We start from the raw sequence: 24,123 nt of genomic DNA on the forward strand, positions 1-24,123 counted from the left end.
CGAGAAGGCGCGGCCGACGCGGCGAAGCCTCGGCGCCGCGCTGGCGCGGCCGGGCGGGCGCTTCATCATGGAAGTGAAGCGCGGATCGCCGTCACAGGGCCTGCTTCGCGCGAACGTCGATCCCGCGGCGCAGGCGCGGGCCTATCGTGGCGCCGCCGATGCCATCAGCGTGCTGACCGACGGGCCCTATTTCGGCGGCTCCTTCGCCGATCTCCGCACGGTTCGGGAGGCCTTTGACGGCCCGATCCTCGCCAAGGATTTCATCGTCGACCCGCGCCAGGTGCCGGAGGCGCGGATGCACGGCGCGGATGCGGTTTTGGTGATGCTGTCGGTGCTGTCCGATGCCGAGGCGGCGCGGGTGATGGACGAGGCGCGGCGGCTCGGCATGGACGCAGTGGTCGAGGCGCATGACGAGGTGGAGGCCCGGCGCGCGGTGCGGCTGGGCGCGCCGATCATCGGCATCAACAACCGCGACTTGAGGACATTGTCGGTCGATCTCGGCGTGACGGAACGTCTGGCGAGGCTGGTCCCGTCCGACCGGATCGTCGTCGCCGAATCGGGCATAGCGGGCCGACGCGACGTCGAGCGCCTCAGCGTTCACGCGGATGCCTTCCTCATCGGCTCGTCGCTGATGCGTGCCGCCGATCCGCGCGCGGCGGCGCGCGCGCTCGCCTTCGGACGGGTGAAGGTCTGCGGGCTGACCGACGCGCATGACGTCGTGACGGCGGCGGCGGTCGGCGCGACTTATGCTGGACTGGTCATGGTGCCGCATACACCGAGGGTGGTGACCACCGGCCGCGCCGAGCGGCTGGCGGCAACGGCGGCCCAGCGCCACCTTCCCCTCGTCGCCGTCTTCCGCGACGAGGCGTTGCCGAAGCTGGTCGATGCCGCGCGTGCCCTCGGCCTCCACGCCATCCAGCTGCACGGCAAGGAAAGCCCGGCCTATATCAGCGCCCTCAGGGATTCGCTTCCCGAGCGGTGCGAAATCTGGGCGGCGGGGGCGGTCGGGTCAGAGGTGCCGCCGGCAAGGCCCAGGGCCGACCGAACGTTGTTCGACACCGCCGTCGGCGGCCACTCGGGCGGGACCGGACGGACGTTCGACTGGACGCGACTGAAGGGACGGAGCGATCTCGGTCGGGCGATCCTTGCGGGAGGCCTCAACCCCGCCAACGCCCGTCGCGCCTCCCGCGTCGGCGCCTTCGCGCTCGACGTGGGCTCGGGCGTGGAAATGGCGCCGGGGCGGAAGGATGCGGGCAAGCTCCACGCCTTCTTCGAAGCGCTGCGACCGCCCAAACGCGGGGACGCATCGCTATGCTGATGCGCGGCCGCTTCGGCGATTATGGCGGCGCCTATGTGCCCGAGATATTGATGCCGGCGCTCGAAAAGCTGGAGGCCGCATTCCTGGAGGCGCAGGAGGACGCCGCGTTCCAGACGGAGCTCAATGACCTGCTCGTCAAATATGCGGGACGGCCGACGCCGCTCACCCGCTGCCGCAATCTCGGGTCCGACAAGGCTCGGATTTATCTCAAGCGCGAGGATCTGCTCCATGGCGGCGCGCACAAGACCAATCAGGTGCTGGGCCAGGCCCTGCTCGCCCGGAAGATGGGCAAGACCCGACTCATCGCCGAGACGGGGGCGGGCCAGCACGGCGTCGCGACGGCGATCGTCGGCGCGCTGTTCGGCTTCAAGACGCGCATCTACATGGGCGCGCAGGATGTCGAGCGGCAGAAGCTGAACGTCTTCCGGATGCGGCTGATGGGCGCCGAGGTGGTGGCGGTGGAAAGCGGCGGGCGAGGCCTCAAGGACGCGGTCAACGAGGCCCTGCGCGACTGGACGGCCAGCTTCGCGGATACCCATTACCTGCTCGGCACCGTCGCCGGGCCGCATCCCTTTCCGCTGATGGTGCGGGAATTCCAGCGCGTGATCGGCCAGGAGGCGCGGGCGCAGATACTGGAGGAAGAAGGACGGCTGCCCGACGCCGTTATCGCCTGCGTAGGCGGTGGCTCCAACGCGATGGGCGCGTTCGCCGACTTTATCGAGGATGAGGCGGTGCGGCTGATCGGGGTCGAAGCGGCTGGCAAGGGTCTCGACAGCGCCGAACATGGCGCGACCCTGCTCCGGGGACGGCCAGGCGTGCTACATGGCGCCGAAACCTACGTGCTGCAGGATGCGGACGGGCAGATTTCGGACAGCTGGTCCGTCTCGGCCGGCCTGGATTATCCGGCGGTAGGACCGGAGCATGCCTTCCTCAAGGACAGCGGCCGCGCCGAATATGTCGGTGCGACGGACAGGGAGGCGCTCGACGCCTTCGCTCTCCTCGCCCGCTCGGAGGGTATCGTCTGCGCTTTCGAAACGGCCCATGCTCTGGCCCATGCACTCAAGATGGCCGAGGCGGCGACGGACGAGACGGTGCTGGTCGTCAACCTTTCCGGGCGGGGCGACAAGGATATGGAACAGGCACAGCGGCTGATCGGTCTCGAAGCATGAGCGGGCGTTACGCAGCCATGTTCCAGCGGCTCCGCGTGCGGGAAGAGGGCGCGTTCGGCGCCTTCGTTATGCTCGGTGATCCGGACGTGGCGACGAGCGCGGCCATTCTCGACGCGCTGGTGGAGGGCGGGGCCGACATGCTGGAGGTGGGCCTTCCCTTTTCCGACCCGGTCGCGGACGGGCTGACGATCCAGTCGGCGGCGGATCGGGCGTTGCGGCAGGGCGTGACTCCGGCGGCCTGCTTCGGCCTCCTTGCCGGTTTCCGCGCGCGTCATGCGGAGATACCGGTCGGCATCCTCACCTACGCCAATATCGTGCTGGCGCGCGGGCGGGGGGCCTTCTACCGGGCCGCCGCCGAGGCCGGAGTGGACAGCGTGCTGGTCGCGGACGTGCCCGCTTTCGAGGCCGTGCCGTTCGTCGAAGCCGCCGGCCAGCATGGTATCGCGCCGATATTGATCGCGGCCCCCAACACTCCGGAAGAGACGCTGAGGCGAATCGCCGACTTCGGCGGTGGCTACACCTATTGCGTCGCCCGAACAGGCGTGACCGGAACGGAAACCGGAATGACGCTGAACCATGGCGCGCTGTTCGAATCGCTGGCGCGCCACGCCGCTCCGCCGCCGGTTCTCGGCTTCGGCATTTCAGCGCCCGCCCATGTCCGCGCGGCGCTGAAGGCCGGGGCGGCGGGGGTGATTTCGGGATCGGCGATCGTGAAGATCATCGCGGATGCGCCCGATCCGCCGCCGGTGCTGCGCGAATTCGTTGCAGAGATGAAGCAGGCGACGGCGCTGCCTGATCGGGATCAGCCGGCCGCGGCGGCGCGATGATCGCCGGCGTTCTGCTCTAGCGGAGACGGTAGTTTCGCCTTTTCGGCCGCCACGACGAGCTTCGGCGCCGCCGTCGCAGCGCCTTCGCGGCGGGCAAAGCGGCCGTCGATGCGGGCGCCGGGCTCGATGCTGAGTATTTCATAAGATACGTCGCCCGTGATCCGGGCGGTGGGACCGAGGATGAGCCGTTGCGCCGTCACCGTGCCGTCGACGAGGCCGGCGAGTCGCGCCTCCTCGGTGACGATGTTGCCGGCGATGGTGCCGCTCTCGCCCTGGCTCAACATGCCGCAGCGGACGTTACCCTCGATTCGGCCGTCGACATGGAGTCGTGCCTCGGTGACGATGTCCCCGTTCACGACGACCTCTGAGCCGATGAAGGACAGGCCCCCCCCATTCTTGCCCGATGGCTTGCCCGCGGCGCGGGCCCGAGCCTTCTTTTCCTTGCTGAACATATTCCGGCGCCTCCCCTCGCCTGAAGATGGGCGCCATCTATCACCAAAAGCCTAACCAACATCAAGCACGGGCGAACCGCAAGTCGGCCGGCGAGCGATATCGTCGGTCCTCCGTCCGCCGCCGTAGCGTTACGGCGGCGAGCCGTCGGTCGATGGATCGAAATGGTGATAGAAGAACCCTCGCGTCCGCCCCGCCTCGGCGCAAACTGTTTGACGGTCAGCCCTTCCGCTTCGCCCGCCATACGATATGGTCGGCAAGCCGAGAATCATGGCTAATCTTGGCGGAGAAGGTCGATGCACCGGTTTATGAAGGGCCTCGCGGTGGTCGTGTCGATAGGAAGCGGGCTGGCGTTCAGCGTGATTGATGGGGCAAAAGCGCAGGAACGCAAGACGATCTCTTCCGCGACGCAAACAAGGATACTCTTCGCGATCACCTTTCGGCCCGGGCCAGCTTGGAAACCCGGCGAGCCCATGAAGGATCAGGGTTTGCGCGATCACGGCCTCTACTGGAACGCCTTGTACGAAAAGGGCCAGGTGTTCGCCGCTGGCCGGCTTGGCTCCGAGGCTGGTCTCGCCCTCTTCCACGCGCGGGATCAGGCCGAGGCCGAACGAATCCTGGCGGAGGATCCGGCGATCAAGGCTGGCATCTTCCTGGGCGAGGCGCGGCCTTGGGTGCCGCGCTTTCTGAGCGATGGGCGGTTGACCGTCTCAAAACCCTAGTGTTGCCATTCGTCTGGATCGGTCGAGCCGATCCAGGCAAGGCTCCAAATGTAAATGGGGGCCAAATGTAATGGGGGCTGGTGTCGCCACCAGCCCCCACTGTCCCAAGTCCGATCGGCTGTGCCCGAAGGCAGGAGCCTTTCTCGCCCGGGGCGTCGGTTTCCCGCCGAAGCTGACTTCAAGCGGTTCCCCGATTTGCATTGCCGTCATCGGGAGGATTCCGGCTCCGCCGGGTGGTCCTCGAAGTTCGTCGCTCCGCTTTCATCGAAGGCTCGCGCCTTTCCTTGTCGGCATCGCGACGGCTTTCCGGGCCGCCCTGCCTGTGTGATCCGGCTGATATCCTCGCGGCTATCGGCCGTTTCGCACCGGCATGTGGCTGGGAGCGTTCTTCCGTCTCCGGATGGTTCGTTCCGGCCACAAACAGAAGGTTTCACGCCTTCCCGAGTCGCATCAAGCGAAATCGACCTGTGGATAAGTAGAATATCGGGGATAAGAACGGGCCCTGCTTTCCGGTCGCGAACCCGCCCCGATCCGGCTTGTCGACGGAACGTCGCCATCCCCCGACGGTTGGTCTGACGCAGGCCAAACAAGGAGATTCATCATGAGCGCCACCGGCCTCGACGTCTTCGACAAGACGCTGCAAACCACCAACATCTGGCTCAATGAGATCATGGACGTTCTCGGCCCCGACCGGCAGGTCGCGTGGAAGGTGCTGTCGACCGTGCTCCACAAGCTTCGCGACCGGCTTCCCATCGAGTTGTCGGCGCATCTGGGCTCGCAGCTGCCGCTGCTCGTCCGGGGCGTCTATTACGATCAGTTCGAGCCCGGTAGGCAGCCGACCGACTGCGCTACCCACGAGCAGTTCGCGGCCGAGGTCGCCGAATGGCTGACCGACATCAGGCCGGTCGATCCGGATGCGGCGATCACCGCCGTCTTCGGCGTGCTTTCGCGCCATGTCTCGGAAGGGCAGATCGCCAAGGTGCGCAATGCCCTGCCCAAGGGATTGCGGCAGAGCTGGGACAATGCCGAGGCTCGCCAGCCGGCGGCGGCCGACGCCTGAAGCACAAAAAAAGCGGACCGCCCCGTGGGGCGATCCGCCATGGTCTTCATTGAAACAAAGACGTCAAGCGTAGCTATTGCTGCTGACGGCCGCGGTCGCTGCCGCCGCCCTGCTGGCGCTGACGATCGCTCTGCTGCTGTTGCTGCTGCTGGCGATCCTGCTTGCCTTGCTGACGCTGTTTGTTCTTGTCCTGACCTGGCATCGATGCCTCCTCCGTTCGTGTTCCCAAGGGGGGGCGGGAACGGATGAAAGAACGCGACGGGCGGAGCCGTGGTTCCCCCGTTCCATCGCATCGGGGTGCCGCTCCGGCGATGGGTTGAGTCGGCGATTCGCGCCGCTCAGATTCCGCGAGCGCGCTTGCCCGCCGGTCCCGCGACGAGTTCGTCGCGCAATGCCTTGCCCATCGCGCCGGCCGCCGCCTTGGCCGCGGCCTTTGCGCGGCTGGCTTTGCCGGCGGACGCCGAAGCCGCCTCCTTCACATCCTCGCCGAGCTCCCGCGCGGTAATTCGCAGCTTCTTGTCACCGGTCAGCGCGGCGGCCGCGGCGAGTAGGCCGGCGGCGACTATATCGCTGATCACCGGATGCTCGGCGGCGAGCTTCAGCGCCCTGTCGCCCGCTATGCGGACCCCCTTTGGAATCTTCACGCCGCCGATCTTCTTGGGGATCTTCGCCTTTTTCGATTTCTTGGTCATGAATCGCTCCACTGTATTATAGCGATAATACACGTTCGGCAGAATCGCGCTAGTCCTTCTTTGGCGCCAGGCTATCAAGAAGGTGCGCCGCGAATTCCGACAGCGTGTCGTCGCGGGCGCCCATGATGACGATTCGGTCGCCGGGGCGAGCGAGCGATTGCAGGCGTTCGGCGGCGACCGCGCGGTCCGCGACATGCTCGGCGATGCGCCCGGTCGCGAGCACTCCCGCGACAATGTCCTCGCTGCCGACGGTGCGTTCGACGGTGCCGCCGAAATAGGCGGGGTCGGGCATCAACAGCACGTCCTCGGCGGCGAGATTGCGGGCGAAGCAGTCGATCAGCTCCCGGCCCATTTTCTGGAGCGGTCCGTAGCCGTGCGGCTGGAAGAAGATGAGCAGGCGGCCGGGGAAGGCGTGGAGGGTCGCCAGCGTGGCCGCGATCTTGTCGGGGTTGTGGCCGAAATCGTCGATGACGGTAACGCCGTTCCGTGTGCCCACGATATCGAAGCGGCGGCGAAGGCCCGTGAAGCCGGAAAGCGCGGCGGCCGCCTCGCGCAGGTCCAGGCCGAGGGCGCGGACCGCGGCGAGGGCGGCGAGGGCGTTCTCGGCATTGTGGCGGCCGGGCACGGCGAGGCGAACGGACACGGTTTCGCCGCTGCTTCGTTCCGTTACGTCGAAAGCGATGGCGAGCGGTTCCTCGCGGACACTGCTCCCCCGCAAGTCGGCGGCCTCATCCTGGAACCCGACGGTGATGATCTTCTCCGCCGGCAGCAGGGCCGCGAGGAGCCGGGTCTCGTCATCGTCGAGATTGAGCACCGCCGTCTCGGCCTTGCCGACGAAGTCGCGGAAGAGCGTGCGCAGCTCATCGAGCGACTTGTGATCCAGCGTGATGTTGTTGAGGACGGCGATGCGCGGTTCGTAGAGGGCGATCGAACCGTCGCTCTCGTCCACCTCGCTGACGAAAATGTCGCCGCTCCCGACCAGCGCGCTCGCAAAGGGCGTGTCCGGCGTCACGAAATTCTTCATGACGGCGCCGTTCATCACCGTCGGCGCCCGGCCGAGGCTGTGCAGGATCCAGCCGATCATGCCGGTGGTGGTCGATTTGCCGCTGGTGCCGCCCACGGCGATGCCGGTCGGCGCCGCGTTGAACAGGCGGGCGAGGAGCTGGGGGCGGGTGATATGCTTGGTGCCGAGGCGGCGGGCAGCCTGGACGTCGGGCACTGTCTCCTCGACGGCGGCCGACGTCACCAGTAGCTGGTTTGGGCTGGTTATCCCGCTGCCGTCCTGGGGAAAAAGGGCAATGCCGCGCGCCTTGAGGAAATCGAACTTGGGAGCGAGCCGTCCCTGGTCGAGCGCACGATCGGACCCGGCGACGTCGCTGCCCTGGGCACGGACGATGCAGGCGAGGGGCAGCATGCCGCTGCCTCCGATCCCGCAGAAGAAATAGGATTTGGCCTCGTTCATGCGGCAGCCCTATTGGGAAGCGTCGGCCATTTCAAACGAAGAGGAGCGGGGATGAGGATCGGAGTGGTGGCGCCGAGCACGCCGGTCGATCGGGCGGTCGCGGAACAGGTCGCGGCGCTGGCGGCAGAGGCCTTTCCGGGCACCCAGATCGTCTTTCATCCGCAATGCTTCGAAAGCTGGCGCCATTTCGCCGGCGAGGATTCCGTGCGCGCCGAAGCGTTCCTCGCGGTGGCGAACGATCCGCGCTTCGACGCGCTCTGGTTCGCGCGGGGCGGCTATGGGTCGTGCCGGATCGCGGAAGATGTGCTCAGCCGGCTCGGGCCGGCGGCGCGGGAGAAGAGCTATCTCGGCTATAGCGATGCCGGCTATCTGCTGGCCGGGCTCTACGGGGCGGGATTCGCGAAGGTCGCGCACGGCCCGATGCCTCAGGACGTGAAGCGCGAGGGCGGCGAGGCGGCCGTCCACCGCTCCCTCTCCTGGCTGGTCGACCGGTCGACGGGCGCGCTCGAACCGAGCGTGGAGGAAAACACGCGTCACGCGGCGTTCAACATCACCGTGTTCAGTCAATTGCTCGGCACGCCGCTCCAGCCCGACCTTACGGGCCATGTGCTGATGCTGGAGGAAGTTTCCGAGCACACCTACCGCACCGACCGGTCGATGTTCCACATCACCAGCAACCCCGCGATCCGGCGTGTCGCCGGCATCCGTCTCGGCCGCTGCAGCCTGGTTCCCGAAAACGATCCCGACTTCGGCGAGACCGAGGAGGAGGTCGTCCGCCATTGGTGCGAGCGGTCCGGCATCCCCTGGCTCGGCGCCGCCGATATCGGCCATGACGCGCACAACAAGGTCGTCCCCTTCGGATAAAATCTGTGCGGGGAGCCTCGTCGACCATTGCAAAGGCCGCGCGTTTGCGCTCTATCAGGGGCAAATCATGAGGAGGGCCCAATGCTGGAACCGAAAAAAAGTGGGAATAATGCGCTGCAGCGGCCGATGAAGCCGTCCGCCGAACTCGCGGCGATCACCGGCTCGGGCAACATCGCCCGTAGCGACGTGGTCAGCAAGATGTGGGACTATATCAAGAAGAACAATCTTCAGAACCCGCAGAACAAGCGCGAGATTATGGCCGACGCCAAGCTGAAGCCGATTTTCGGCGGCAAGGACAAGGTCAGCATGTTCGAGATGAACAAGCACCTGTCGAACCATCTCAGCCAGCCCTGATTCCAGGTCGGCTCCCGCCCCGACGGGCGGTGTTTTTCCAAAGGCGAGTCGCCCCGGGGCGGCTCGCCTTTTCGTTTGCGTCAGCTGCAGGCTCGCCAACCCGCTTCGCCACGCTCGGCTTGATCAAGGTGGAGGTGGTCGCGGTGGGCGGCATTGTAATCGGGCGACAGGACGGTGGCGAAGAGGTCACATGCGCCGTCCCGCGCGTCTCTGAGGAAGGCCGCCTTGGGGCCCTCGTCCGTCCAGTCTCGCGCGACGGAAATGCGGGTTTCGTCCTCCAGCCGGAAGCCGGCGACGTCGATCGCGTCGGCAGTGGCGTGCTCGCTCCAGCGGCCCTCGTCGCGGCCGTAGATACGGCGACAGCTGAAGCTGCCAAAATGCTCGATCGCGACGACCTTTTCACCGAAATGCTCAAGCGCGGCGGGCTGAACGACATGCCATTCCCACAGGACCAGCGCCGCCGCCACGGGACAACTCGTGCCGAGGCCGGCGGGACGATAGGCGATTTCCACGGCGCCGCCGGTGAGGCGCACCGCATCGTCATAGCCGCACTGCCTTTCCATTCGGCGCGGCGGGAGGGCGTTGAAGGTCACGCCGGCCCGCTCGAGCAGGGAGCGGCATAGCCGGGCATCGTCGCCCAGCCCCGCCAGCTTGCGGCCGGTGAAGGCACCGACCGGCTGGCTGAGGTCGAGCGGGGTCCAGGGCAGATCCTCCGGGTGATTGCGGGCCCACCCGTAGACAAGCATGGAGGCGAACCCGACCAGGCCGAGGACGAGCAGGGTCTTGAGGATACGGAGCGGGCGCATGGGGGGAGCGACGCTTGAGCGCCGCGAGGGTTGCCTCTTCAGCTTCGCCGGGCGGTTTCGAGCCGTTCCGCCGTCACGGGATAACCGGCGTCCTCCGGGATGCAGAGCCACGACTCACCGCCGCGATCCTCGATCCAGGGCACGATCGTCTCGACCGGATGGCGGGCCGCATCGGCGCGCGCCTCGTCGACGCTGGCGAAACGGGCGAGGCGCTCGAGGTTGCGGCGGGTCGGGAAGATGATCCGCGCCCGGCCGCTGCTCGCGTCCGCCAGCACGCGTTCGGCGGGCGCCCAGAAGGTTCGGGAGGCCTCCGCCTCCGCCGCCGTGGCGTGGGCGTCCGGCGGAGCCTCGGCGACGAAGAAGAGGGCGTCGAAACGCCGCGTCTCGCGAAAAGTGGGGCACCAGCGGGCGAAGGGGGTAAGCGCATCTAGATCGAGGCGGAGCGAGTGATGCTCCAGCAGCTCCGAAAAGGATGTTCCCGCCTCCAGGGCGTGCCTCAACTCGGCGGCGAGCGCGGCGTCGGGCAGCGGGTCGAGCGCCGGCGCGATCCCGGTCTCCTCGATCGTCTCGCGGATCGCGGCGACGCGCGCGGCGGCCTGGTCGACCCCCCCTCCGATCGCTTGGGCCAGGGCCCGATCCTCGGGGTCGATCCGCCCGCCAGGGAAGACCAGCGCGCCGGCCGCGAAGGCCATGCTCTGCACCCGTTCCATCATCAGGAGCTCGGGCGGGCCCGCCTTGGCCGGCCGCATCAGAACCAGCGTCGCCGCCGGTATCGGATCGGGAAGGTCGGACATATCTGCCACTAGTGCGCGAACGGCCGCGGTGGAAGTGCCTTGCTCAGCGCCCGATCATCCTTTCCGGCTGCACGACACGATCGAAAGTGGCTTCGTCGACCAGCTTCAGCTCCAGCCCGGCCTCCTTGAGCGTCAGGCCATGCTCATGCGCATATTTCGCGATCTTGGCGGCATTATCGTAGCCGATCTCGGGCGCAAGCGCGGTGACCAGCATCAGCGAACGATTCAGCAGGTCGGAAATGCGTCGCTCGTCGGCCTCCAGTCCGTCGAGGCAGCGCTCGGTGAAGCTCGCCATGCCCACGCTGAGGAGATCGATCGATCTCAGGACGTTGGCGCCGATCAACGGCTTGAACACGTTGAGCTCCAGATGCCCCTGCAATCCACCGATCGTGATGGCGCTATGATTTCCCATCACCTGGGCGGCCACCATCGTCAGCATCTCGCATTGCGTAGGATTGACCTTGCCGGGCATGATCGAGCTGCCCGGTTCGTTCTCGGGGAGCCTGAGCTCGCCGAGGCCGCAGCGGGGCCCCGAGCCCATCAGGCGAATATCGTTGGCGATCTTGGTAAGCGACACGGCGAGCGTGCTCAGCGCGGCCGACAGATGGACGAGGACGTCGTTCGAGGCCAGGGCTTCGAACTTGTTGCCCGCGCTCTCGAAAGGGAGGCCGGTCAGCTTCGCTACTTCCGCCGCGAAGGCTTCGCCGAACCCCGCCGGCGCGTTGAGCCCAGTGCCGACCGCTGTCCCTCCCTGCGCCAGCTTGGCCACGCCGTGATCGGCGGCGCCCTCGATGCGCTTCCGTGCCGCGAAGAGCTGGGCGGCATAACCGGAAAATTCCTGGCCTAGCGTCAGCGGCGTCGCGTCCTGGAGATGCGTCCGACCGATCTTGATAATGTCGCGCCAGGCCTCCGCCTTGGCGCCCAGCGCCCGATGCAGCCGTTCGAGTGCGGGGAGCAGGTCGTGGGCGACGGCGCGCCGCGCCGCGATGTGGAGGGCGGTCGGGAAGCTGTCGTTCGACGACTGGCTCTTGTTGACATGGTCGTTGGGATGGACGGGGCTCTTGCCACCGCGCTTCCCGGTCAGGATCTCGTTGGCGCGGGACGCGATCACCTCGTTGGCGTTCATGTTTGACTGCGTGCCGGAGCCGGTTTGCCAGATCACGAGCGGGAATTGGTCGTCGAGCGCTCCCCCGGCCACCTCGCCCGCCGCCTGCTGGATCGCTTCGGCCAGCTCCGCGTCCAGCCCGCCCATCCGCGCGTTCACTCGCGAAGCCGCCTGCTTCACGAAGCCTAGGGCATGGACGATCTCCGCCGGCATCGTCTCGCGCGGGCCGAAGGGGAAATTGTCGATGGAACGCTGCGTCTGCGCGCCCCAATAGGCGTCGGCGGGGACTTCGATGGGTCCGAAGCTGTCGGTTTCGGTGCGGGTGGTGGTGATTTCGCCCAAGCGGGTTCTCCCTGTCCGTCATGCTGAACTTGTTTCAGCATCCATCTTCGAGCCGCTGAGCGGGCGGAGACATAGACCCTGAAACAAGTTGGGGTTTATCCCTTTCCGACATGTAAGTGATCGGCTTGGGGTAAGCCCTGAACTTGGAGTTCAGGGAATGCAAGGTTTCAAACGTTACAGGTGCGGCTCGAAACGGACTCCACAACGGGGCCGTAACGGGGCAGGATTTGGGCTGAGATGCGTTACCCGACGACTCACATATTCCTCAAATGGGCCGGCCCCAGCGTCGTCGCGTTTATCGGTGCGTCTATTGGGCTTATCGCCGCCCTTGCCCAATCATTTCCACGCGTCCGTGTGTGGGCGGAATCTCAGTTCGACATTTGGTGGCCAACCGTGACCGCGCCATTGTTCTTGTTGGCGATGGCTGCCGTAATTGCGCTCTACATCGCAGCTTTGGTTTACACCGGTTCAACCAAGGGGCTTCCTCGGGAAGGGGCGTCTAGGCTGCCTGACAAGCAATCCGCGTTTGGAGTGACCTTTAAACACGCCAACATATTTCAGCCCAATGATGACCAATCCAAAGTGGGGCTGGCAATCAATGTAGCCGTTTGGAACGCAGGAACTCCTGCCTTCGTCACGAACTGGCGACTAGAAGTGGCGCCAGATGGCCAGACGATGATTCATGCTCCCTTTTCCGACATACCAGAAAGACTGGAACTAAGGGGTAGTTTCGACACAGTACTTGCCCCCACTGATTCCCTTGCAGAGCGAACGAAGACGACACGGATTGATGATCACCCTGTTGAAGGCACACTCCTGTTCTACGTTGAAGCTCCCTTGGAAGCCGTAAAATCGCCCGATACGGTGTTCAAACTGACTCTAACTGACAGCTTCAACATCCAGACAACATTTCATCATGAGATGAAGGACTGGCTGCGCAACAACGCGGCGGTGCAAATCCCTCCGTCCGGAGCCGATCTTTTGGCGAGACAGGCGCACCAATCGGATCACGTGAAGAAGCTATCAGTCAGGTTGGCCACCGCCAAGAAGATGCTGGAGCAGCTGGAAACTAAGGCAAGTAAATGGCTCGGACACGACCAGTTCAGCGCGACCGCCGCCGATACATGGCATGGCCTACGGCTCTTCCATGAGAACGTAGAGATCGAACTGGGGTCCAGCCCGATTTTGGCCAATGATTTTCCAACATGGGATTTCAAGGGCACCCTCATAGAGCCATATTACGAGCCGCAGGCGAACAAGATGGATATCATGGACCCTGTAAGAATGATCGTCCCAGCCCATAATGGGGAGTTGCGCGCGGGTCTCGCTAGGAACATTCGGGAGTATCGTAGGCGGATGAATGAGCTAGAGGCCTACCACAGAGGCAAGGTCGAGGAACTTGAGAGGACGAAAGCAGAGATCATACGGAGAGGTCGGGATGGAGAATAACAGACGCTTTGACGCGCTGTTAAAGGCAATGGCCTCTGGCGAAGCCCCTACCGCTGGAAAGAAACCATCAGCCGATCAAGCATCAGGTGAGGCACCTGACGCATGTTCCAGCGATACTCGAACTCGCCGAGATACTTCGGGAGATGCTTCCCGCTGACGTGAATGTGCGTCCCGTTGATGCCGCGCTTTAGCTGCGCCCAGAAGCCTTCAATCGTGTTCACGCCCGCGCCGCAGGGTTTCGCATATTCGCCCGCCTTGTGGTTCACGGTGACGTGATCGAAGCCGCAAGCGTCCAGACCATGATAGCCGCCAAACTCGTCCGTATTGACGCGGGTGCCGGGAAGGACGTGCGTGTGAATGAGTTCGCGCATAGCGGCCTTATGGCGACCAGCGGCAACACGCGTGATTAATTCACCATCGCGCTCCAGCATCCCGACGACGCACGTCTTGTTGGCCTTGTAGCCGCTGCCCTTGCCCGAAACCGAGCCGCCGATCAGCGTCTCGTCGATCTCGACAATCTCACCGGGACCGCCAAGCGGGTCGTCGCTGTCCAGCGCGCCCATATACTTCCTGATCTCGTGGCACATGCGCCATGCCGTCTTGTAGGTGACGCCTAGCTCACGCTCGACGCGCTTCGCAGCCACGCCGTTGCGGGTCGTGGTGAACAGGAACATGACATAGAACCAGTCCCGCAGTGGCGTCCGGGTGCGATCGAACGGGGTGCCAGCGGTCGGGTAGAGCTGATGGGCGCACCAGTTGCACTGATAGGCGCGGCGCCCCTTCACGCGGCTATACTTCGCCGGGCGGCCACACTTCGGGCAATCGAAGTCAGTGCCGTAGCGCACCTGAAACAAGTGGTCTAAGCAGCTATCCTCGGTCGGGAAGCGGTCTTGAAACTGACGGAGCGTAGGAGCTTTCTGTGCCATACCCATTGTATAGCAGATGCACTTACATGTTTCAAGGGGATAAACACCAAACAAGTTCAGGGTGACGCCTTGTGGGAGGCGTCACTTCTTCCGGCTGAAATCCACTGACACGACGTTCGATCCATCCGCGGCCGGTTCGGCGGCGGGAGAATCGTTTTCCGCTGCCTCATGCTCCTGCGGCCCCGCTTCCTCGGCCTGGGCGTGGAACTGGAGGGCGAAATTGACCGCCGGATCGACGAAGCCGGTGATGGCGGAGAAGGGGATGACGAGCTTGGCCGGAGCCTGGTTGAAGCTCAGACCCACCTCGAAGCCGTCTTCGCGCACCTTCAGATCCCAAAAGCGGTTCTGGATGACGATGGTCATCTCGTCGGGGAAGCGCTCGGTGAGATGCTTGGGAATGTCGACGCCGACGGCGCCGGTCTTGAAGGTGATGTAGAAATGATGCTCGCCGGGGAGCGCGCCGGTCGCCTCGACTTCGCCGAGCACGCGCCCGACGACGGCGCGCAGCGCCTCCTGGACGATCTCGTCATAGGGAATCAGGCTGTCGGGCGTCTCGTCGCTCATGGCGCGACTCGTAACGCCGCGACCGATCCGGTCAAGCACGTTGCGCGGCCCGCCGCCCGAAGGTTATTTCCATGCGACGGAGGATATCATGCCCATCGACGCCACCCGCCCCTATGACGACGAGAACATTTTCGCCCGCATCCTGCGCGGCGAGATACCGAGTAAGACCGTCTACGAGGATGATCATGTCCTCGCCTTTCGCGACATCAATCCCCTTGCCCCCACGCACATCCTGGTCATTCCCAAGGGCCGCTACGTCTCCTGGGACGATTTCTCGGAGCGCGGATCGGCGGACGAAATCGCTGCGCTGGTGAAGGCTGTGGGCAAGATCGCGCGGGACGAGGGGCTGGTTGAGCCCGGCTACCGCGTGCTCGCCAATGTGGGCATGAACAGCGGCCAGGAGGTGCCGCACCTTCACGTCCACATCTTCGGCGGGAAGCCGTTGGGACCCATGCTGGCGCGCTGAGCCTTTCCGCAATTCTCGTGCGGCGACAGGCGGTTTTCGCCATTATCTCTATTGCGCCGCGCCGATTAGCCTTTAGGTTCCGCGCCAAAATATAACGGCCGTGGCCCGGCTGCGGGCTTTGTACACAGTCTAAGGGGACGATCATGATTTTTGGGCGCGTCAAGCCACTCGACGCCATTCTTGCCACGGCGGAAAAGAAATCGCTTCACCGCTCGCTGGGCGCGATCCAATTGACCTTGCTTGGCGTCGGCGCTGTCATCGGGACCGGCATTTTCGTGCTGACCTCGGCCGCCGCGCAATATGCCGGGCCGGGCATGATGATCAGCTTCATCGTCGCCGGCTTCGTCTGCGCTGTGGCCGCGCTTTGTTATGCAGAACTTTCCTCCATGGTGCCGGTATCGGGCTCCGCCTACACCTACACTTATGCGATCATGGGCGAGTTGCTCGCCTGGATGGTCGGCTGGGCGCTGATCCTCGAATATGCGGTGGCGGCCTCGGCGGTCTCGGTCGGCTGGTCGGGCTATTTCGTCGGCCTGCTCGACAGCTCGCTTGGGATAGTCATACCGACGGATTTCGCCAACGGCCCTGACGCGGGCGGCATCGTCAACATTCCCGCCTTCATCATCGCCCTGCTCGTTACCTGGCTGCTGCTCATCGGCACGCGGGAAAGCGCCGCCGTCAACGCGGTCCTGGTGACGATCAAGGTGGCGGCGCTCACTGCCTTCATCGCGCTCTCCATGCCGATGCTGGACGGCGCCCAGTTCGACCCCTTCATGCCTACGGGCACCGGCGGCGTGCTGACGGCCGCCGCGGTCATCTTCTTCGCCTATGTCGGCTTCGACGCCGTCTCGACCGCGGCCGAGGAGACGAAGGACCCGCAGCGCAACGTGCCGATAGGCCTGATCGGCTCGCTCGGCATCTGCACCGTCTTCTATCTGCTCGTCGCGGCGGGCGCGATCGGCGCCTATGGCGCGCAGCCGGTTTTCGGCACCGGCGGTGAAATACTGATCGCCGGCAGTCCCGAGCTGGCCGCGCGTTGTGCGGCGCTCCTCGCCGCGGGAACCGAACCGCTCGCCTGCTCGAACGAGGCGCTGGCGCATGTCATGCGCGCGATCGGCTACACCTGGGTCGGCAACGCGATCGGCCTCGCCGCCTTCCTGGCGCTGCCGTCGGTCATCCTCATCATGCTGTTCGGCCAGACCCGCATCTTCTTCGTCATGTCGCGCGACGGCCTGCTCCCGGAGAAGCTCTCGGCGGTGCATCCCAAGTGGAAGACGCCCTATATCGTCACCATGATCACCGGCGTGTTCGTCGCCATCGCCGCGGCTTTCTTCCCGGTCGGTCGGCTGGCGGAAGTGTCGAACTCCGGCACCCTGTTCGCCTTCTTCATGGTCTCGATCGCGGTGATGATGTTGCGCAAGGCCGATCCGCACCGCCATCGTCCGTTCCGCACCCCGGCGGTCTGGATCATCGCGCCGCTCTCGATAATCGGCTGCGTCGGCCTCTATTTCTCGCTGCCGTTGGAGGCGAAGCTGGTGCTTCCGGTCTGGGGAGGCATCGGGCTCGTCGTCTACTTCCTCTACGGCTACCGCCGGAGCAACATCGCCCGCGGCATCATCGACGTGCACGAGGACGATCCCGACGCCCCGCCGCAGCCTGTGCCGCCGATGCCGGACGCGCATACGCCTGGCTACAAGGACGCTTAAAAGGGGAAAGGGAGGCTTCGGCCTCCCTTTCTACATCGTCGACCAGCACACTTCCGCCGAATGCCGGATGCGCTCACGCCCGGCCACGGGGGTGAAACAAAAAGAGGAAGGTAACCGCCGGCGGCGGGCACGTTCACTCGGCAAGGAGAATGCCGATGTCGACACCGCCCGATCCGCCGCTGCCGCCGGAACAGCCGCCGCGGCTGTCGGAGCCGGGCCGGCCGACCCGTCCGCTGCCCGAAATCAGTCCGCCCGTGCCGGACGTGGACGTGCCCGAGCCGCCGGCGACTCCGGGTCCTTAGTCGAGCTTTTTCGCGACCAGCGCCTTGAGGTCGGCCTCGGGACGCGCGCCATAATGGGAAATCACTTCCGCGGCCGCGATGGCGCCCATGCGCAGGCTCTCCTCGAGCGTGCGGCCCTGCGCCTGGCCGGCGAGGAAGCCGGCGGCGAACAGATCACCCGCCCCGGTTGTGTCGACCACCTTGGCGATCGGCTCGGCCGGCACCGCGACCCGCTCTCGTCCACGAAGGGCCATCGCGCCTTTTTCGCTGCGGGTGACGACCAGGGTCTCGACCCGGCTGCTCGTCGCCGCTACGGCGGCGCCGAAATCCGGCTCGCCCGACAGCGCCTTTATCTCCTCCTCATTGGCGAAGAGGATGTCGATCTTGCCGCTATCGATGAGCTGGTTGAAACCGTCCCGGTGGCGGGCGATGCAGAAGCTGTCGGAGAGGGTGAAGGCCACTTTCCGCCCCGCGTTCCGGGCGATATCGATCGCCTTGATCATCGCCCAGCGCGGCTCCTCGGGATCCCACAGATACCCTTCCAGATACAAGATGGCGGCGCTTTTGATCTGATCGGCATCGAGGGCGGCGGCGGGCAGGTGCTGCGACGCGCCCAGGAAGGTATTCATCGTGCGCTGTGCGTCGGGCGTGACGAGGATCAGGCAGCGGGCGGTCGGAACGCCGCCATGCGCGACCGGGGTGGTGAAGGTGACGCCGAGGCCGGTGATGTCGTGACGAAAAATCTCGCCGAGCTGATCGCCCGCGACCTGGCCGATGAAGCCGGCGCGCAGGCCGAGCGCGGCAAGGCCCGCGACCGTATTCGCCGCCGATCCGCCGCTTGTCTCCCGCGCTTGTCCCATCCGACCGTAAAGGCGGGTCGCCTCGGCCGCGTCGATCAACCGCATCGAGCCCTTGGCGAGACCCTCCGTTTCGAGGAAGGCATCGTCGGTGGCGGCGATCACGTCGACGATGGCGTTGCCGATGGCGAGGACGTCCAGGCTGGTTTCGGGGAGGCTGGGTTCGGTCACGGGCGGTCGGCTCCTTCGGAAATGAGCCGCGTGCCTAGCCTCGGCGACGCGCGCGATCAACCAGCGGTTGACGCTTGGCGGTGGCTGGGCGAATCAGGATGCTATGTTCGCCGCTCTGCCGCTCGCCATCGCCCAGCTCGGTGATCCGCGCATCCGGCGCGTGCTCGTCAAATCGCTCCTCGTCACCCTGGCGCTGTTCCTGCTCGCCGGAGCCTTGCTAGGCTGGCTCCTGGTCGGCTCGAACCCGTGCGGTATCGGCCCGCTCGACTATCGCTGCGAGATCGGAACCGGCGCCGGCACCGCGGCGGCACTGGTGCTGGGCGTGCTCGGCCTGTGGTTCCTCTTTCCCGCCATCGCCATCGGCGTCATCGGCGTCTTCGCGGACGAAGTGGTGGAGGCGGTCGAGACGCGCCACTTTCCCGCCGCCGCGGCGAGCGGACGCAACCCATCCATGGTGCGGTCGATCGGCCTCGGCCTTCGCTCCGCCGGACGGCTGCTTCTCTGGAACCTGCTCGCTTTGCCCTTCTATCTGCTGCTGATGGTGACGGGCATCGGCCCCTTCATCCTCTTCTTCGTCATCAATGCCGTCGCGCTCGGCCGGGACCTGGGCGAGATGGTGGCGGCGCGCCATCTCGACGGCGAGGCGCTGCGCAGGTGGCTGACGCACAGTCGTGGAAAGCGCCTGCTGCTCGGCCTCGGCGCGGCGTTCCTGTTCGCCATCCCCTTCGTCAACCTGCTGGCGCCCGTGCTCGGCGCGGCCATCGCCACCCATCTTTACCACGCGGAGACCCGATGACTGTTTGCACCAGGCGCTGGGGCGCCGCTTTCGGCCTGTCGCTCCTCACGGCCGGCTGCACGGCCGTACCTCAGTCCGGAGGCGAGGTGGGTGAGCCGGCGCCGCCGACCTTTAGCACCATCGGCCTGGAAAACGTCATGGGCCAGACCGCTCATGCGCTGGAGGCGCAGTTTGGCGAGCCGGACCTCGATATCCGCGAAGGCGCCGCCCGCAAGCTCCAGTTCGCCAGCCAGGTCTGCGTCCTCGACGCCTATCTCTATCCGCCCGAGCGCGGCGGCGAGCCGGTCGTCAGCTATGTCGATGCGCGCTTGCCGGACGGGCGGGACGTGGATCGTGCCAGCTGCGCCGCGGCGCTCACCCGGCGGCAAGAGGCGCGGTAGCTGGTAGCGAGAATATTAGGCTCGTTCGTTCCGAGCGCAGTCGAGGGGCGCTGGCACGGACTCATCACATACGCCCCTCGACTGCGCTCGGGTCGAATGGGTTCCGGTGAGTTTACTTAACGCCCATTCCGCCGCTTCGGCCACCACCGGATCGGGATCGCTCACCAGACGCTTGAGAGGCTCGACGAGCGCTCCGCTGCCGCTGTTCCCCGCAGCGATGGCGGCGTTCCTCACCATCCTGTAGCGGCCGATCCGCTTGATCGGCGATCCGGCGAAGACCTTGCGAAAGCTCGCGTCGTCCAGCGCCAGCAGGTCGGCGAGCGCGGGCGCGGCAAGCTCCCCGCGCGGAACGAAGGCCTGGTGACGGCGCGCCGTGTCGGCGAACCGGTTCCAGGGGCAGACGGCGAGGCAGTCGTCGCAGCCGTAGATGCGGTTGCCGATGGCTTCGCGGAACTCGTGCGGGATGGGCCCCTTATGCTCGATCGTAAGATAGGAAATGCAGCGGCGCGCATCGAGCTGGAAGGGGGCGGGGAAGGCCCGGGTGGGGCAGGCGGAAAGGCAGCGCGTACAGCTTCCGCAACGCTCGGCGTGGGGCGTGTCGGGCTGCAGCTCCAGGGTCGTGTAGATGGCGCCCAGGAACAGCCAGCTGCCGTCGGCGCGGCTGACGAGATTGGTGTGCTTGCCCTGCCAGCCGAGCCCCGCCGCCTCGGCCAGCGGCTTCTCCATCACCGGCGCGGTATCGACGAACACCTTGAGATCGCAGCCGTCCGCCTCGGCGACCAGCCAGCGCGCGAGCGCCTTCAGGCCCTTCTTGACCGTGTCGTGATAGTCGGCGCCCTGGGCGTAAACGGAGATGCGGCCGACCTCCTTTTCGTCCGCCAGCGCCAGCGGATCGGCGGCTGGCGCATAGCTCATGCCCAGCGCGATCACCGACTTCACTTCGGGCCATAGCGCGGCGGGCGAGCCCCGCCGGTCGGCAGTGGTCTCCATCCAGATCATGTCGCCATGGGCGCCGGAATCGAGCCATTGCCGCAGCCGCGCCGCCGACCGGGGGGCGGCGTCGGCGCGCGCGACTCCGACGGCGGTAAAACCGACCGTCCTCGCCTCCCGGTCCAATCCGGCTCTAAGCTCTTGTCTTCGCTTGCCATCCATGCCGAGATGCCGCTACCACATTGAAAGCGTTGGGGGACGGCAAAAAATGGCAGCGGGACCGGCTATAGAGGCGAAAGGGCTGTTCAAGGCGTTCGACGGCAAGCCCGCCGTCGATGGAATCAGCCTCGCTGTCCCCGAAGGCACCATCTACGGGATCCTCGGCCCCAACGGCGCGGGCAAGACGACCACCTTGCGCATGCTGCTCGGCATCATCAACCCTGACCGGGGTCATCGGACGCTGCTCGGCCATGAGCGGCCGCTCGAGGCGGCCAGGCTCGTCGGCTATATGCCCGAGGAGCGCGGCCTCTATCCCGCCATGACGGCGCGCGACGTCATCGCCTTCATGGGCGCCCTGCGCGGACTCCCGCTCGATGTCGGCCGGAAGAGGGCCGGCGGCCTGCTCGCCGACAATGGCCTCGGCGACTATACGGATCAGCCGATCAAGAGCCTGTCCAAGGGCATGGCGCAGACGATCCAGCTGTTCGGCACGATCGTCCACCGCCCGAAGCTGATCGTCCTCGACGAGCCTTTCTCCGGCCTCGACGCGATCAACCAGGGACGTCTGGAGCATCTGATCCGCGAGGAAGCGGCGGAGGGCGCGACCATCATCTTTTCGACCCATGTCATCGCCCATGCCGAGCGGCTGTGCGAGCGCGTCGCGATCATCGCCGGCGGGCGGATTCGGTTCGAAGGCAGCGTCGCGGAAGCTCGCGAGCGGCTCCGGCCGCAGGTCCGGCTGCGCACGCGCGCCGCCGATGGCGCCTGGCGCAGGGCGCTTCCCGCGGACGCCGAGGTGCGTCACGGCGGCATCTGGCATTTCGAGCTGCCCGAAGGCGGCATCGAACCGCTTCTGAAGGCGCTGATCGAGGGCGGTGCGGGTATTGAGGAGCTTTCGATCGAACGGCCCGGCCTCCACGACGCCTTCGTCGCCATCGCCGGCGAAGCGGCGGCGCGCCAGATGGAGACCGATGAGGAACGGGAAGTGGAGGCGGCCGAATGATGGGGCTTTTGGAATCCGCCTATGTCATCGGGCGCCGGGACTTTACGGCCACGGTATTCTCCAAGGCTTTTATCTTCTTCCTGCTGGGGCCGGTTATCCTGCTCGGTGTATCCTTTTTGCTCGGCGGCGTGGGCGAGCGGATGGCGAGGCAGGACATGCGCTCCAGCGTTGCCGTGATCGCGAGTGAAGCGGAATTCAACGCCATCGAGGCGGCGCAGACGCGGCTGGCGCCCGCCTTCCAGGATTATGAGAGGGTCGCGCTCGTTCATGCCGAGCCCGATTATGTGATCGCCGCCCAGATCGATGACCTTCTCGAATCGCGCGAGCAGCGGATCGTCGCCGTCCTCACCGGCGGCATCGATCGGCCCCGGCTCACTGGTGCCATCAGCGAAACGAGCAATGTTCGCGATCAGATGCAGCTGGTCGTCGAGGAGGCGCGGCAGGCGCGAGTTCTCGCCCGTGCCGGCGCGGCGCCGTCGCCGATCGAACTCGAGTTCGTCGAAGTCGCGGAATCGGCCGGCTCCATCGCCTCGCTCCGCACGACCACGGCGCGCGCCGCGCAGATGATCCTGTTCATGCTCACCGTGTTCCTGCCCGCCATGCTCCTCTCGAACTTCGTCGAGGAAAAGTCGAACAAGGTGATCGAGGTGCTGACGGCGGCGGTGCCGATCGACGCCATCTTCCTCGGCAAGCTGTTCGCGATGCTTTGCGTCTCGCTGGTCGGCATCGCCGTCTGGGTCTTCGCGGCTCTTCTCGGCCTTGCCATCTGGCCCCCCGAGAGTCTCTTCGACCTCACCGCGCCCGCCGTGGGATGGCCGCTCTTCATCCTGCTCGTGCTGATCTACTATTGCGCCAACTATCTGCTGCTCGGTGCTTTCTATCTCGGCATGGGCTCGCAGGCCTCTTCGGTCCGCGAGGTCCAGACCCTGCCGATACCGATCATGGTCGTGCAGGTCTTCATCTTCCTGTTCGCCTCGCTGGCGGTCGGGTCGTACAGCGGCTTTGTCGGCATCGCGGCGGCGATCTTTCCGTTCAGCTCGCCGCTGGCGATGGTGTCGCTGGCCGCCCAGGCGCCGGAGCTATGGCCGCATCTTCTGGCGATCGCCTGGCAGGCGCTGTGGGCATGGCTGTCGGTGAAGCTCGCCGCCGGCTTCTTCCGCCGCAATGTATTGAAGTCCGACTCGGGCTCTGCTTCCACCTCCGCATTGGGTCAAGGTAGCACAGCCTGATCAGGTGGCCGGCGCCGGCCCCGCCTGCTGCCACAGCTCGATCTTGACCTCGTCGCAATCGAGGATCCAGGCGAACTTGCCATATTCCTCGTCCTGCGTGCCCAGAACCTCGACGCCCTTCGACTTCAGTTCGGCCAGGAAGGCGTCGAGATCGTCGACACGCAAATTGACCATGAACGCCGCGCTGCTCGGATCGAAATAGTCGGTGGAGGCCTTGAAGGGTGAAAACAGGCTGTAGGCGTCGTTACCCGCCTCGATACTCCAGGGAAACATGGCACCCCATTCGCCGCCGATGCCGAGCGTTTCCTGATACCAGGCCCGCGTCCGATCCGGATCGGCGACCTTGTAGAAAATGCCGCCCAGTCCCGTCACTTTCGCCATGCCGGCCTCCCTCGTCGTCAGGCGCCCTTATGGGCCGCCCGCGCCGCCTCGGCCAGCGCCCGCATGGCGATGCGATAGGGGCCGGGCCCGTGGCTGATCCGCGCGACGCCCAGCTGAGCCAGCCGCTTGGCGGGCGGAGTGTTGGGGGACGCCATGATATTTACCGGGAGCGGCGTCTTGGAGCAGACGGTCGCGATCAGGCCTTCATCGGCCAGCCCCGGTACGAACAGCCCGCTTGCCCCCGCCTCGGCATAGAGGCGGCCGCGATCGAGCGCCGCCTTGACGAGGCCGCCATGCTGCTCCGGCGGCGCCTTCAGGAACAGATCGGTGCGGGCGTTGATGAAGAAGGCAATGTCCGATTTGTCCGCCGCCTTGCGGACCGCGTCGATTCGCTCGCACTGGTCGTCGATGGCGAAAAGGCCGTCGCCGCCGACCACCTGATCCTCCAGATTGCACCCGATGGCGCCGGCGCCGATGGCGCGGGAGGCCGTCTCCGCGACCTCCGCCGGCGCGCGCCCATAGCCTCCCTCCAGATCGACGGTAACTGGCAGTGAGACGGCAGAGACGATTCGCTCCAGATTGGCAAGCGCCAGCTCGCGCGGCAGCTTCTCGCCATCCTCGAAGCCGAAAGCGGCCGCGACGGACCAGCTTCCCGTGGCTATCGCCCGGGCTCCGGCCTCCTCCACTACCTTCGCGCTCCCTGGATCCCAGGCGTTGAACAGGATCAGCGGCTCACCCGGCTTGTGGAGCGTGGCGAATTGCCGGGCCTTGTCTTTCTGCGACGTCATTCTCGTCTCCTT

At 65.8% G+C, this 24,123-nt stretch carries 28 protein-coding genes; 15 read left to right on the top strand and 13 right to left on the bottom strand.

The genetic code is table 11. The features are described from left to right. From trpCF to trpA, 3 genes are all read left to right on the top strand, one after another. The coding region (gene trpCF, locus VIR62_RS00025; protein WP_431867608.1) for a bifunctional indole-3-glycerol-phosphate synthase TrpC/phosphoribosylanthranilate isomerase TrpF at positions 1 to 1,318 on the top strand (1,318 nt) is incomplete at its 5' end. Continuing rightward, positions 1,312 to 2,487, top strand: coding sequence for a tryptophan synthase subunit beta (gene trpB, locus VIR62_RS00030; RefSeq protein WP_431867610.1), 1,176 nt, complete (start codon positions 1,312 to 1,314; stop codon positions 2,485 to 2,487). The genes trpCF and trpB, both read left to right, overlap by 7 nt. A 17-nt stretch (positions 2,488 to 2,504) precedes the next feature. Beyond that, positions 2,505 to 3,314 (top strand): tryptophan synthase subunit alpha, encoded by an 810-nt coding sequence (trpA, locus tag VIR62_RS00035; protein ID WP_431867612.1) that lies wholly within the window; start codon positions 2,505 to 2,507, stop codon positions 3,312 to 3,314. Here trpA and VIR62_RS00040 read toward each other — a convergent pair. Beyond that, positions 3,290 to 3,766, bottom strand: coding sequence for a bactofilin family protein (locus VIR62_RS00040; RefSeq protein ID WP_431867613.1), 477 nt, complete (start codon positions 3,764 to 3,766; stop codon positions 3,290 to 3,292). The two genes, trpA and VIR62_RS00040, sit on opposite strands and share 25 nt — an antisense overlap. A 471-nt stretch (positions 3,767 to 4,237) precedes the next feature. Here VIR62_RS00040 and VIR62_RS00045 point away from each other — a divergent pair, with 471 nt between their 5' ends. Continuing rightward, positions 4,238 to 4,486, top strand: coding sequence for a YciI family protein (locus VIR62_RS00045; RefSeq protein WP_431867615.1), 249 nt, complete (start codon positions 4,238 to 4,240; stop codon positions 4,484 to 4,486). A gap of 601 nt (positions 4,487 to 5,087) precedes the next feature. Beyond that, on the top strand, positions 5,088 to 5,546 hold the full coding sequence (locus VIR62_RS00050) for a DUF2267 domain-containing protein (protein WP_431867617.1): 459 nt from the start codon (positions 5,088 to 5,090) through the stop codon (positions 5,544 to 5,546). A 73-nt stretch (positions 5,547 to 5,619) separates the two neighbouring features. Here VIR62_RS00050 and VIR62_RS00055 read toward each other — a convergent pair whose 3' ends face one another. The 3 genes from VIR62_RS00055 to VIR62_RS00065 all read right to left on the bottom strand — a co-directional run bounded on the left by VIR62_RS00055 (position 5,620) and on the right by VIR62_RS00065 (position 7,700). After that, positions 5,620 to 5,748, bottom strand: a complete 129-nt coding sequence (locus tag VIR62_RS00055; protein ID WP_431867619.1) for a hypothetical protein — start codon at positions 5,746 to 5,748, stop codon at positions 5,620 to 5,622. Between the two features lie 136 nt (positions 5,749 to 5,884). Then, positions 5,885 to 6,238, bottom strand: coding sequence for a hypothetical protein (locus tag VIR62_RS00060; protein ID WP_431867620.1), 354 nt, complete (start codon positions 6,236 to 6,238; stop codon positions 5,885 to 5,887). Positions 6,239 to 6,287: 49 nt separating this feature from the next. Then, on the bottom strand, positions 6,288 to 7,700 hold the full coding sequence (locus VIR62_RS00065) for a Mur ligase family protein (RefSeq protein WP_431867622.1): 1,413 nt from the start codon (positions 7,698 to 7,700) through the stop codon (positions 6,288 to 6,290). A 51-nt stretch (positions 7,701 to 7,751) separates the two neighbouring features. Here VIR62_RS00065 and VIR62_RS00070 point away from each other — a divergent pair, with 51 nt between their 5' ends. Both VIR62_RS00070 and VIR62_RS00075 read left to right on the top strand, forming a co-directional pair. Beyond that, positions 7,752 to 8,564: an LD-carboxypeptidase gene (locus VIR62_RS00070; protein WP_431867624.1), complete on the top strand. Its 813-nt coding sequence runs from the start codon at positions 7,752 to 7,754 to the stop codon at positions 8,562 to 8,564. Positions 8,565 to 8,645: 81 nt separating this feature from the next. Next, the gene (locus tag VIR62_RS00075) at positions 8,646 to 8,918 is read left to right on the top strand and encodes an SWIB/MDM2 domain-containing protein (RefSeq protein WP_431867626.1); all 273 of its coding nucleotides are present in this window, start codon (positions 8,646 to 8,648) and stop codon (positions 8,916 to 8,918) included. Positions 8,919 to 8,998: 80 nt separating this feature from the next. On the opposite strand, the gene VIR62_RS00080 is transcribed toward VIR62_RS00075, so the two are convergent. From VIR62_RS00080 to fumC, 3 genes are read right to left on the bottom strand one after another with little or no spacing between them, the layout of a single operon-like run. Continuing rightward, entirely contained in the window at positions 8,999 to 9,724 is a 726-nt protein-coding gene (locus tag VIR62_RS00080) for an extensin family protein (RefSeq protein WP_431867627.1), read from the bottom strand. Between the two features lie 38 nt (positions 9,725 to 9,762). Next, positions 9,763 to 10,518 (bottom strand): NUDIX hydrolase, encoded by a 756-nt coding sequence (locus tag VIR62_RS00085; protein WP_431867628.1) that lies wholly within the window; start codon positions 10,516 to 10,518, stop codon positions 9,763 to 9,765. A gap of 43 nt (positions 10,519 to 10,561) precedes the next feature. Beyond that, positions 10,562 to 11,956, bottom strand: coding sequence for a class II fumarate hydratase (fumC, locus tag VIR62_RS00090; protein WP_431867661.1), 1,395 nt, complete (start codon positions 11,954 to 11,956; stop codon positions 10,562 to 10,564). Between the two features lie 246 nt (positions 11,957 to 12,202). Here fumC and VIR62_RS00095 point away from each other — a divergent pair, with 246 nt between their 5' ends. Next, positions 12,203 to 13,414, top strand: coding sequence for a hypothetical protein (locus VIR62_RS00095; RefSeq protein ID WP_431867630.1), 1,212 nt, complete (start codon positions 12,203 to 12,205; stop codon positions 13,412 to 13,414). A gap of 47 nt (positions 13,415 to 13,461) precedes the next feature. On the opposite strand, the gene VIR62_RS00100 is transcribed toward VIR62_RS00095, so the two are convergent. Together VIR62_RS00100 and VIR62_RS00105 are read right to left on the bottom strand one after the other, a co-directional pair. Further along, positions 13,462 to 14,340: an IS1595 family transposase gene (locus VIR62_RS00100; RefSeq protein WP_431867632.1), complete on the bottom strand. Its 879-nt coding sequence runs from the start codon at positions 14,338 to 14,340 to the stop codon at positions 13,462 to 13,464. Between the two features lie 81 nt (positions 14,341 to 14,421). Beyond that, positions 14,422 to 14,904, bottom strand: coding sequence for an SspB family protein (locus VIR62_RS00105; RefSeq protein WP_431867633.1), 483 nt, complete (start codon positions 14,902 to 14,904; stop codon positions 14,422 to 14,424). Positions 14,905 to 14,992: 88 nt separating this feature from the next. On the opposite strand from VIR62_RS00105, the gene VIR62_RS00110 reads away from it, so the two are divergent. From VIR62_RS00110 to VIR62_RS00120, 3 genes are all read left to right on the top strand, one after another. Beyond that, positions 14,993 to 15,370: a histidine triad nucleotide-binding protein gene (locus VIR62_RS00110; RefSeq protein ID WP_431867634.1), complete on the top strand. Its 378-nt coding sequence runs from the start codon at positions 14,993 to 14,995 to the stop codon at positions 15,368 to 15,370. 143 nt (positions 15,371 to 15,513) lie between these two features. Continuing rightward, the gene (locus VIR62_RS00115; RefSeq protein WP_431867635.1) at positions 15,514 to 17,076 is read left to right on the top strand and encodes an amino acid permease; all 1,563 of its coding nucleotides are present in this window, start codon (positions 15,514 to 15,516) and stop codon (positions 17,074 to 17,076) included. Between the two features lie 155 nt (positions 17,077 to 17,231). Next, entirely contained in the window at positions 17,232 to 17,378 is a 147-nt protein-coding gene (locus VIR62_RS00120; protein ID WP_431867637.1) for a hypothetical protein, read from the top strand. On the opposite strand, the gene VIR62_RS00125 is transcribed toward VIR62_RS00120, so the two are convergent. Next, positions 17,375 to 18,385: an adenosine kinase gene (locus VIR62_RS00125; RefSeq protein WP_431867638.1), complete on the bottom strand. Its 1,011-nt coding sequence runs from the start codon at positions 18,383 to 18,385 to the stop codon at positions 17,375 to 17,377. The two genes, VIR62_RS00120 and VIR62_RS00125, sit on opposite strands and share 4 nt — an antisense overlap. A 103-nt stretch (positions 18,386 to 18,488) precedes the next feature. Here VIR62_RS00125 and VIR62_RS00130 point away from each other — a divergent pair, with 103 nt between their 5' ends. Then, positions 18,489 to 19,181 carry an EI24 domain-containing protein gene (locus VIR62_RS00130; RefSeq protein WP_431867640.1) on the top strand — a complete coding sequence of 231 codons (693 nt, stop codon included), beginning with the start codon at positions 18,489 to 18,491 and terminating at the stop codon, positions 19,179 to 19,181. Next, the gene (locus VIR62_RS00135) at positions 19,178 to 19,561 is read left to right on the top strand and encodes a hypothetical protein (protein ID WP_431867642.1); all 384 of its coding nucleotides are present in this window, start codon (positions 19,178 to 19,180) and stop codon (positions 19,559 to 19,561) included. Before VIR62_RS00130 ends, VIR62_RS00135 begins: the two co-directional genes overlap by 4 nt. Positions 19,562 to 19,576: 15 nt before the next feature. Here VIR62_RS00135 and queG read toward each other — a convergent pair whose 3' ends face one another. Continuing rightward, a complete protein-coding gene (queG, locus tag VIR62_RS00140; protein ID WP_431867643.1) occupies positions 19,577 to 20,713 on the bottom strand; it encodes a tRNA epoxyqueuosine(34) reductase QueG in 1,137 nt (378 codons plus the stop codon). A 46-nt stretch (positions 20,714 to 20,759) separates the two neighbouring features. Here queG and VIR62_RS00145 point away from each other — a divergent pair, with 46 nt between their 5' ends. Continuing rightward, on the top strand, positions 20,760 to 21,713 hold the full coding sequence (locus tag VIR62_RS00145) for an ABC transporter ATP-binding protein (protein WP_431867645.1): 954 nt from the start codon (positions 20,760 to 20,762) through the stop codon (positions 21,711 to 21,713). Then, positions 21,710 to 22,942, top strand: coding sequence for an ABC transporter permease (locus VIR62_RS00150; RefSeq protein WP_431867647.1), 1,233 nt, complete (start codon positions 21,710 to 21,712; stop codon positions 22,940 to 22,942). Before VIR62_RS00145 ends, VIR62_RS00150 begins: the two co-directional genes overlap by 4 nt. Here the strand turns inward: VIR62_RS00150 and VIR62_RS00155 are convergent, their stop codons facing one another. Together VIR62_RS00155 and VIR62_RS00160 are read right to left on the bottom strand one after the other, a co-directional pair. Next, entirely contained in the window at positions 22,943 to 23,323 is a 381-nt protein-coding gene (locus tag VIR62_RS00155) for a VOC family protein (protein WP_431867648.1), read from the bottom strand. It abuts the gene before it with no gap. Between the two features lie 17 nt (positions 23,324 to 23,340). Beyond that, on the bottom strand, positions 23,341 to 24,111 hold the full coding sequence (locus VIR62_RS00160; RefSeq protein ID WP_431867650.1) for an isocitrate lyase/PEP mutase family protein: 771 nt from the start codon (positions 24,109 to 24,111) through the stop codon (positions 23,341 to 23,343). Positions 24,112 to 24,123 lie beyond the last annotated feature (12 nt).

The sequence above is a fragment of the Allosphingosinicella sp. genome, from assembly GCF_036570505.1.
Taxonomy (GTDB): domain Bacteria; phylum Pseudomonadota; class Alphaproteobacteria; order Sphingomonadales; family Sphingomonadaceae; genus Allosphingosinicella.

Bases quoted from the DNA above. Each gene is read 5' to 3' on its own strand.
- trpB (WP_431867610.1), top strand. From the start codon at position 1,312: ATGCTGATGCGCGGCCGCTTCGGCGATTATGGCGGCGCCTATGTGCCC.
- trpA (WP_431867612.1), top strand. From the start codon at position 2,505: ATGTTCCAGCGGCTCCGCGTGCGGGAAGAGGGCGCGTTCGGCGCCTTC.
- VIR62_RS00040 (WP_431867613.1), bottom strand. From the start codon at position 3,766: ATGTTCAGCAAGGAAAAGAAGGCTCGGGCCCGCGCCGCGGGCAAGCCA.
- VIR62_RS00045 (WP_431867615.1), top strand. From the start codon at position 4,238: ATGAAGGATCAGGGTTTGCGCGATCACGGCCTCTACTGGAACGCCTTG.
- VIR62_RS00050 (WP_431867617.1), top strand. From the start codon at position 5,088: ATGAGCGCCACCGGCCTCGACGTCTTCGACAAGACGCTGCAAACCACC.
- VIR62_RS00055 (WP_431867619.1), bottom strand. From the start codon at position 5,748: ATGCCAGGTCAGGACAAGAACAAACAGCGTCAGCAAGGCAAGCAGGAT.
- VIR62_RS00060 (WP_431867620.1), bottom strand. From the start codon at position 6,238: ATGACCAAGAAATCGAAAAAGGCGAAGATCCCCAAGAAGATCGGCGGC.
- VIR62_RS00065 (WP_431867622.1), bottom strand. From the start codon at position 7,700: ATGAACGAGGCCAAATCCTATTTCTTCTGCGGGATCGGAGGCAGCGGC.
- VIR62_RS00070 (WP_431867624.1), top strand. From the start codon at position 7,752: ATGAGGATCGGAGTGGTGGCGCCGAGCACGCCGGTCGATCGGGCGGTC.
- VIR62_RS00075 (WP_431867626.1), top strand. From the start codon at position 8,646: ATGCTGGAACCGAAAAAAAGTGGGAATAATGCGCTGCAGCGGCCGATG.
- VIR62_RS00080 (WP_431867627.1), bottom strand. From the start codon at position 9,724: ATGCGCCCGCTCCGTATCCTCAAGACCCTGCTCGTCCTCGGCCTGGTC.
- VIR62_RS00085 (WP_431867628.1), bottom strand. From the start codon at position 10,518: ATGTCCGACCTTCCCGATCCGATACCGGCGGCGACGCTGGTTCTGATG.
- VIR62_RS00095 (WP_431867630.1), top strand. From the start codon at position 12,203: ATGCGTTACCCGACGACTCACATATTCCTCAAATGGGCCGGCCCCAGC.
- VIR62_RS00100 (WP_431867632.1), bottom strand. From the start codon at position 14,340: ATGGCACAGAAAGCTCCTACGCTCCGTCAGTTTCAAGACCGCTTCCCG.
- VIR62_RS00105 (WP_431867633.1), bottom strand. From the start codon at position 14,904: ATGAGCGACGAGACGCCCGACAGCCTGATTCCCTATGACGAGATCGTC.
- VIR62_RS00110 (WP_431867634.1), top strand. From the start codon at position 14,993: ATGCCCATCGACGCCACCCGCCCCTATGACGACGAGAACATTTTCGCC.
- VIR62_RS00115 (WP_431867635.1), top strand. From the start codon at position 15,514: ATGATTTTTGGGCGCGTCAAGCCACTCGACGCCATTCTTGCCACGGCG.
- VIR62_RS00120 (WP_431867637.1), top strand. From the start codon at position 17,232: ATGTCGACACCGCCCGATCCGCCGCTGCCGCCGGAACAGCCGCCGCGG.
- VIR62_RS00130 (WP_431867640.1), top strand. From the start codon at position 18,489: ATGTTCGCCGCTCTGCCGCTCGCCATCGCCCAGCTCGGTGATCCGCGC.
- VIR62_RS00135 (WP_431867642.1), top strand. From the start codon at position 19,178: ATGACTGTTTGCACCAGGCGCTGGGGCGCCGCTTTCGGCCTGTCGCTC.
- queG (WP_431867643.1), bottom strand. From the start codon at position 20,713: ATGGATGGCAAGCGAAGACAAGAGCTTAGAGCCGGATTGGACCGGGAG.
- VIR62_RS00145 (WP_431867645.1), top strand. From the start codon at position 20,760: ATGGCAGCGGGACCGGCTATAGAGGCGAAAGGGCTGTTCAAGGCGTTC.
- VIR62_RS00150 (WP_431867647.1), top strand. From the start codon at position 21,710: ATGATGGGGCTTTTGGAATCCGCCTATGTCATCGGGCGCCGGGACTTT.
- VIR62_RS00155 (WP_431867648.1), bottom strand. From the start codon at position 23,323: ATGGCGAAAGTGACGGGACTGGGCGGCATTTTCTACAAGGTCGCCGAT.
- VIR62_RS00160 (WP_431867650.1), bottom strand. From the start codon at position 24,111: ATGACGTCGCAGAAAGACAAGGCCCGGCAATTCGCCACGCTCCACAAG.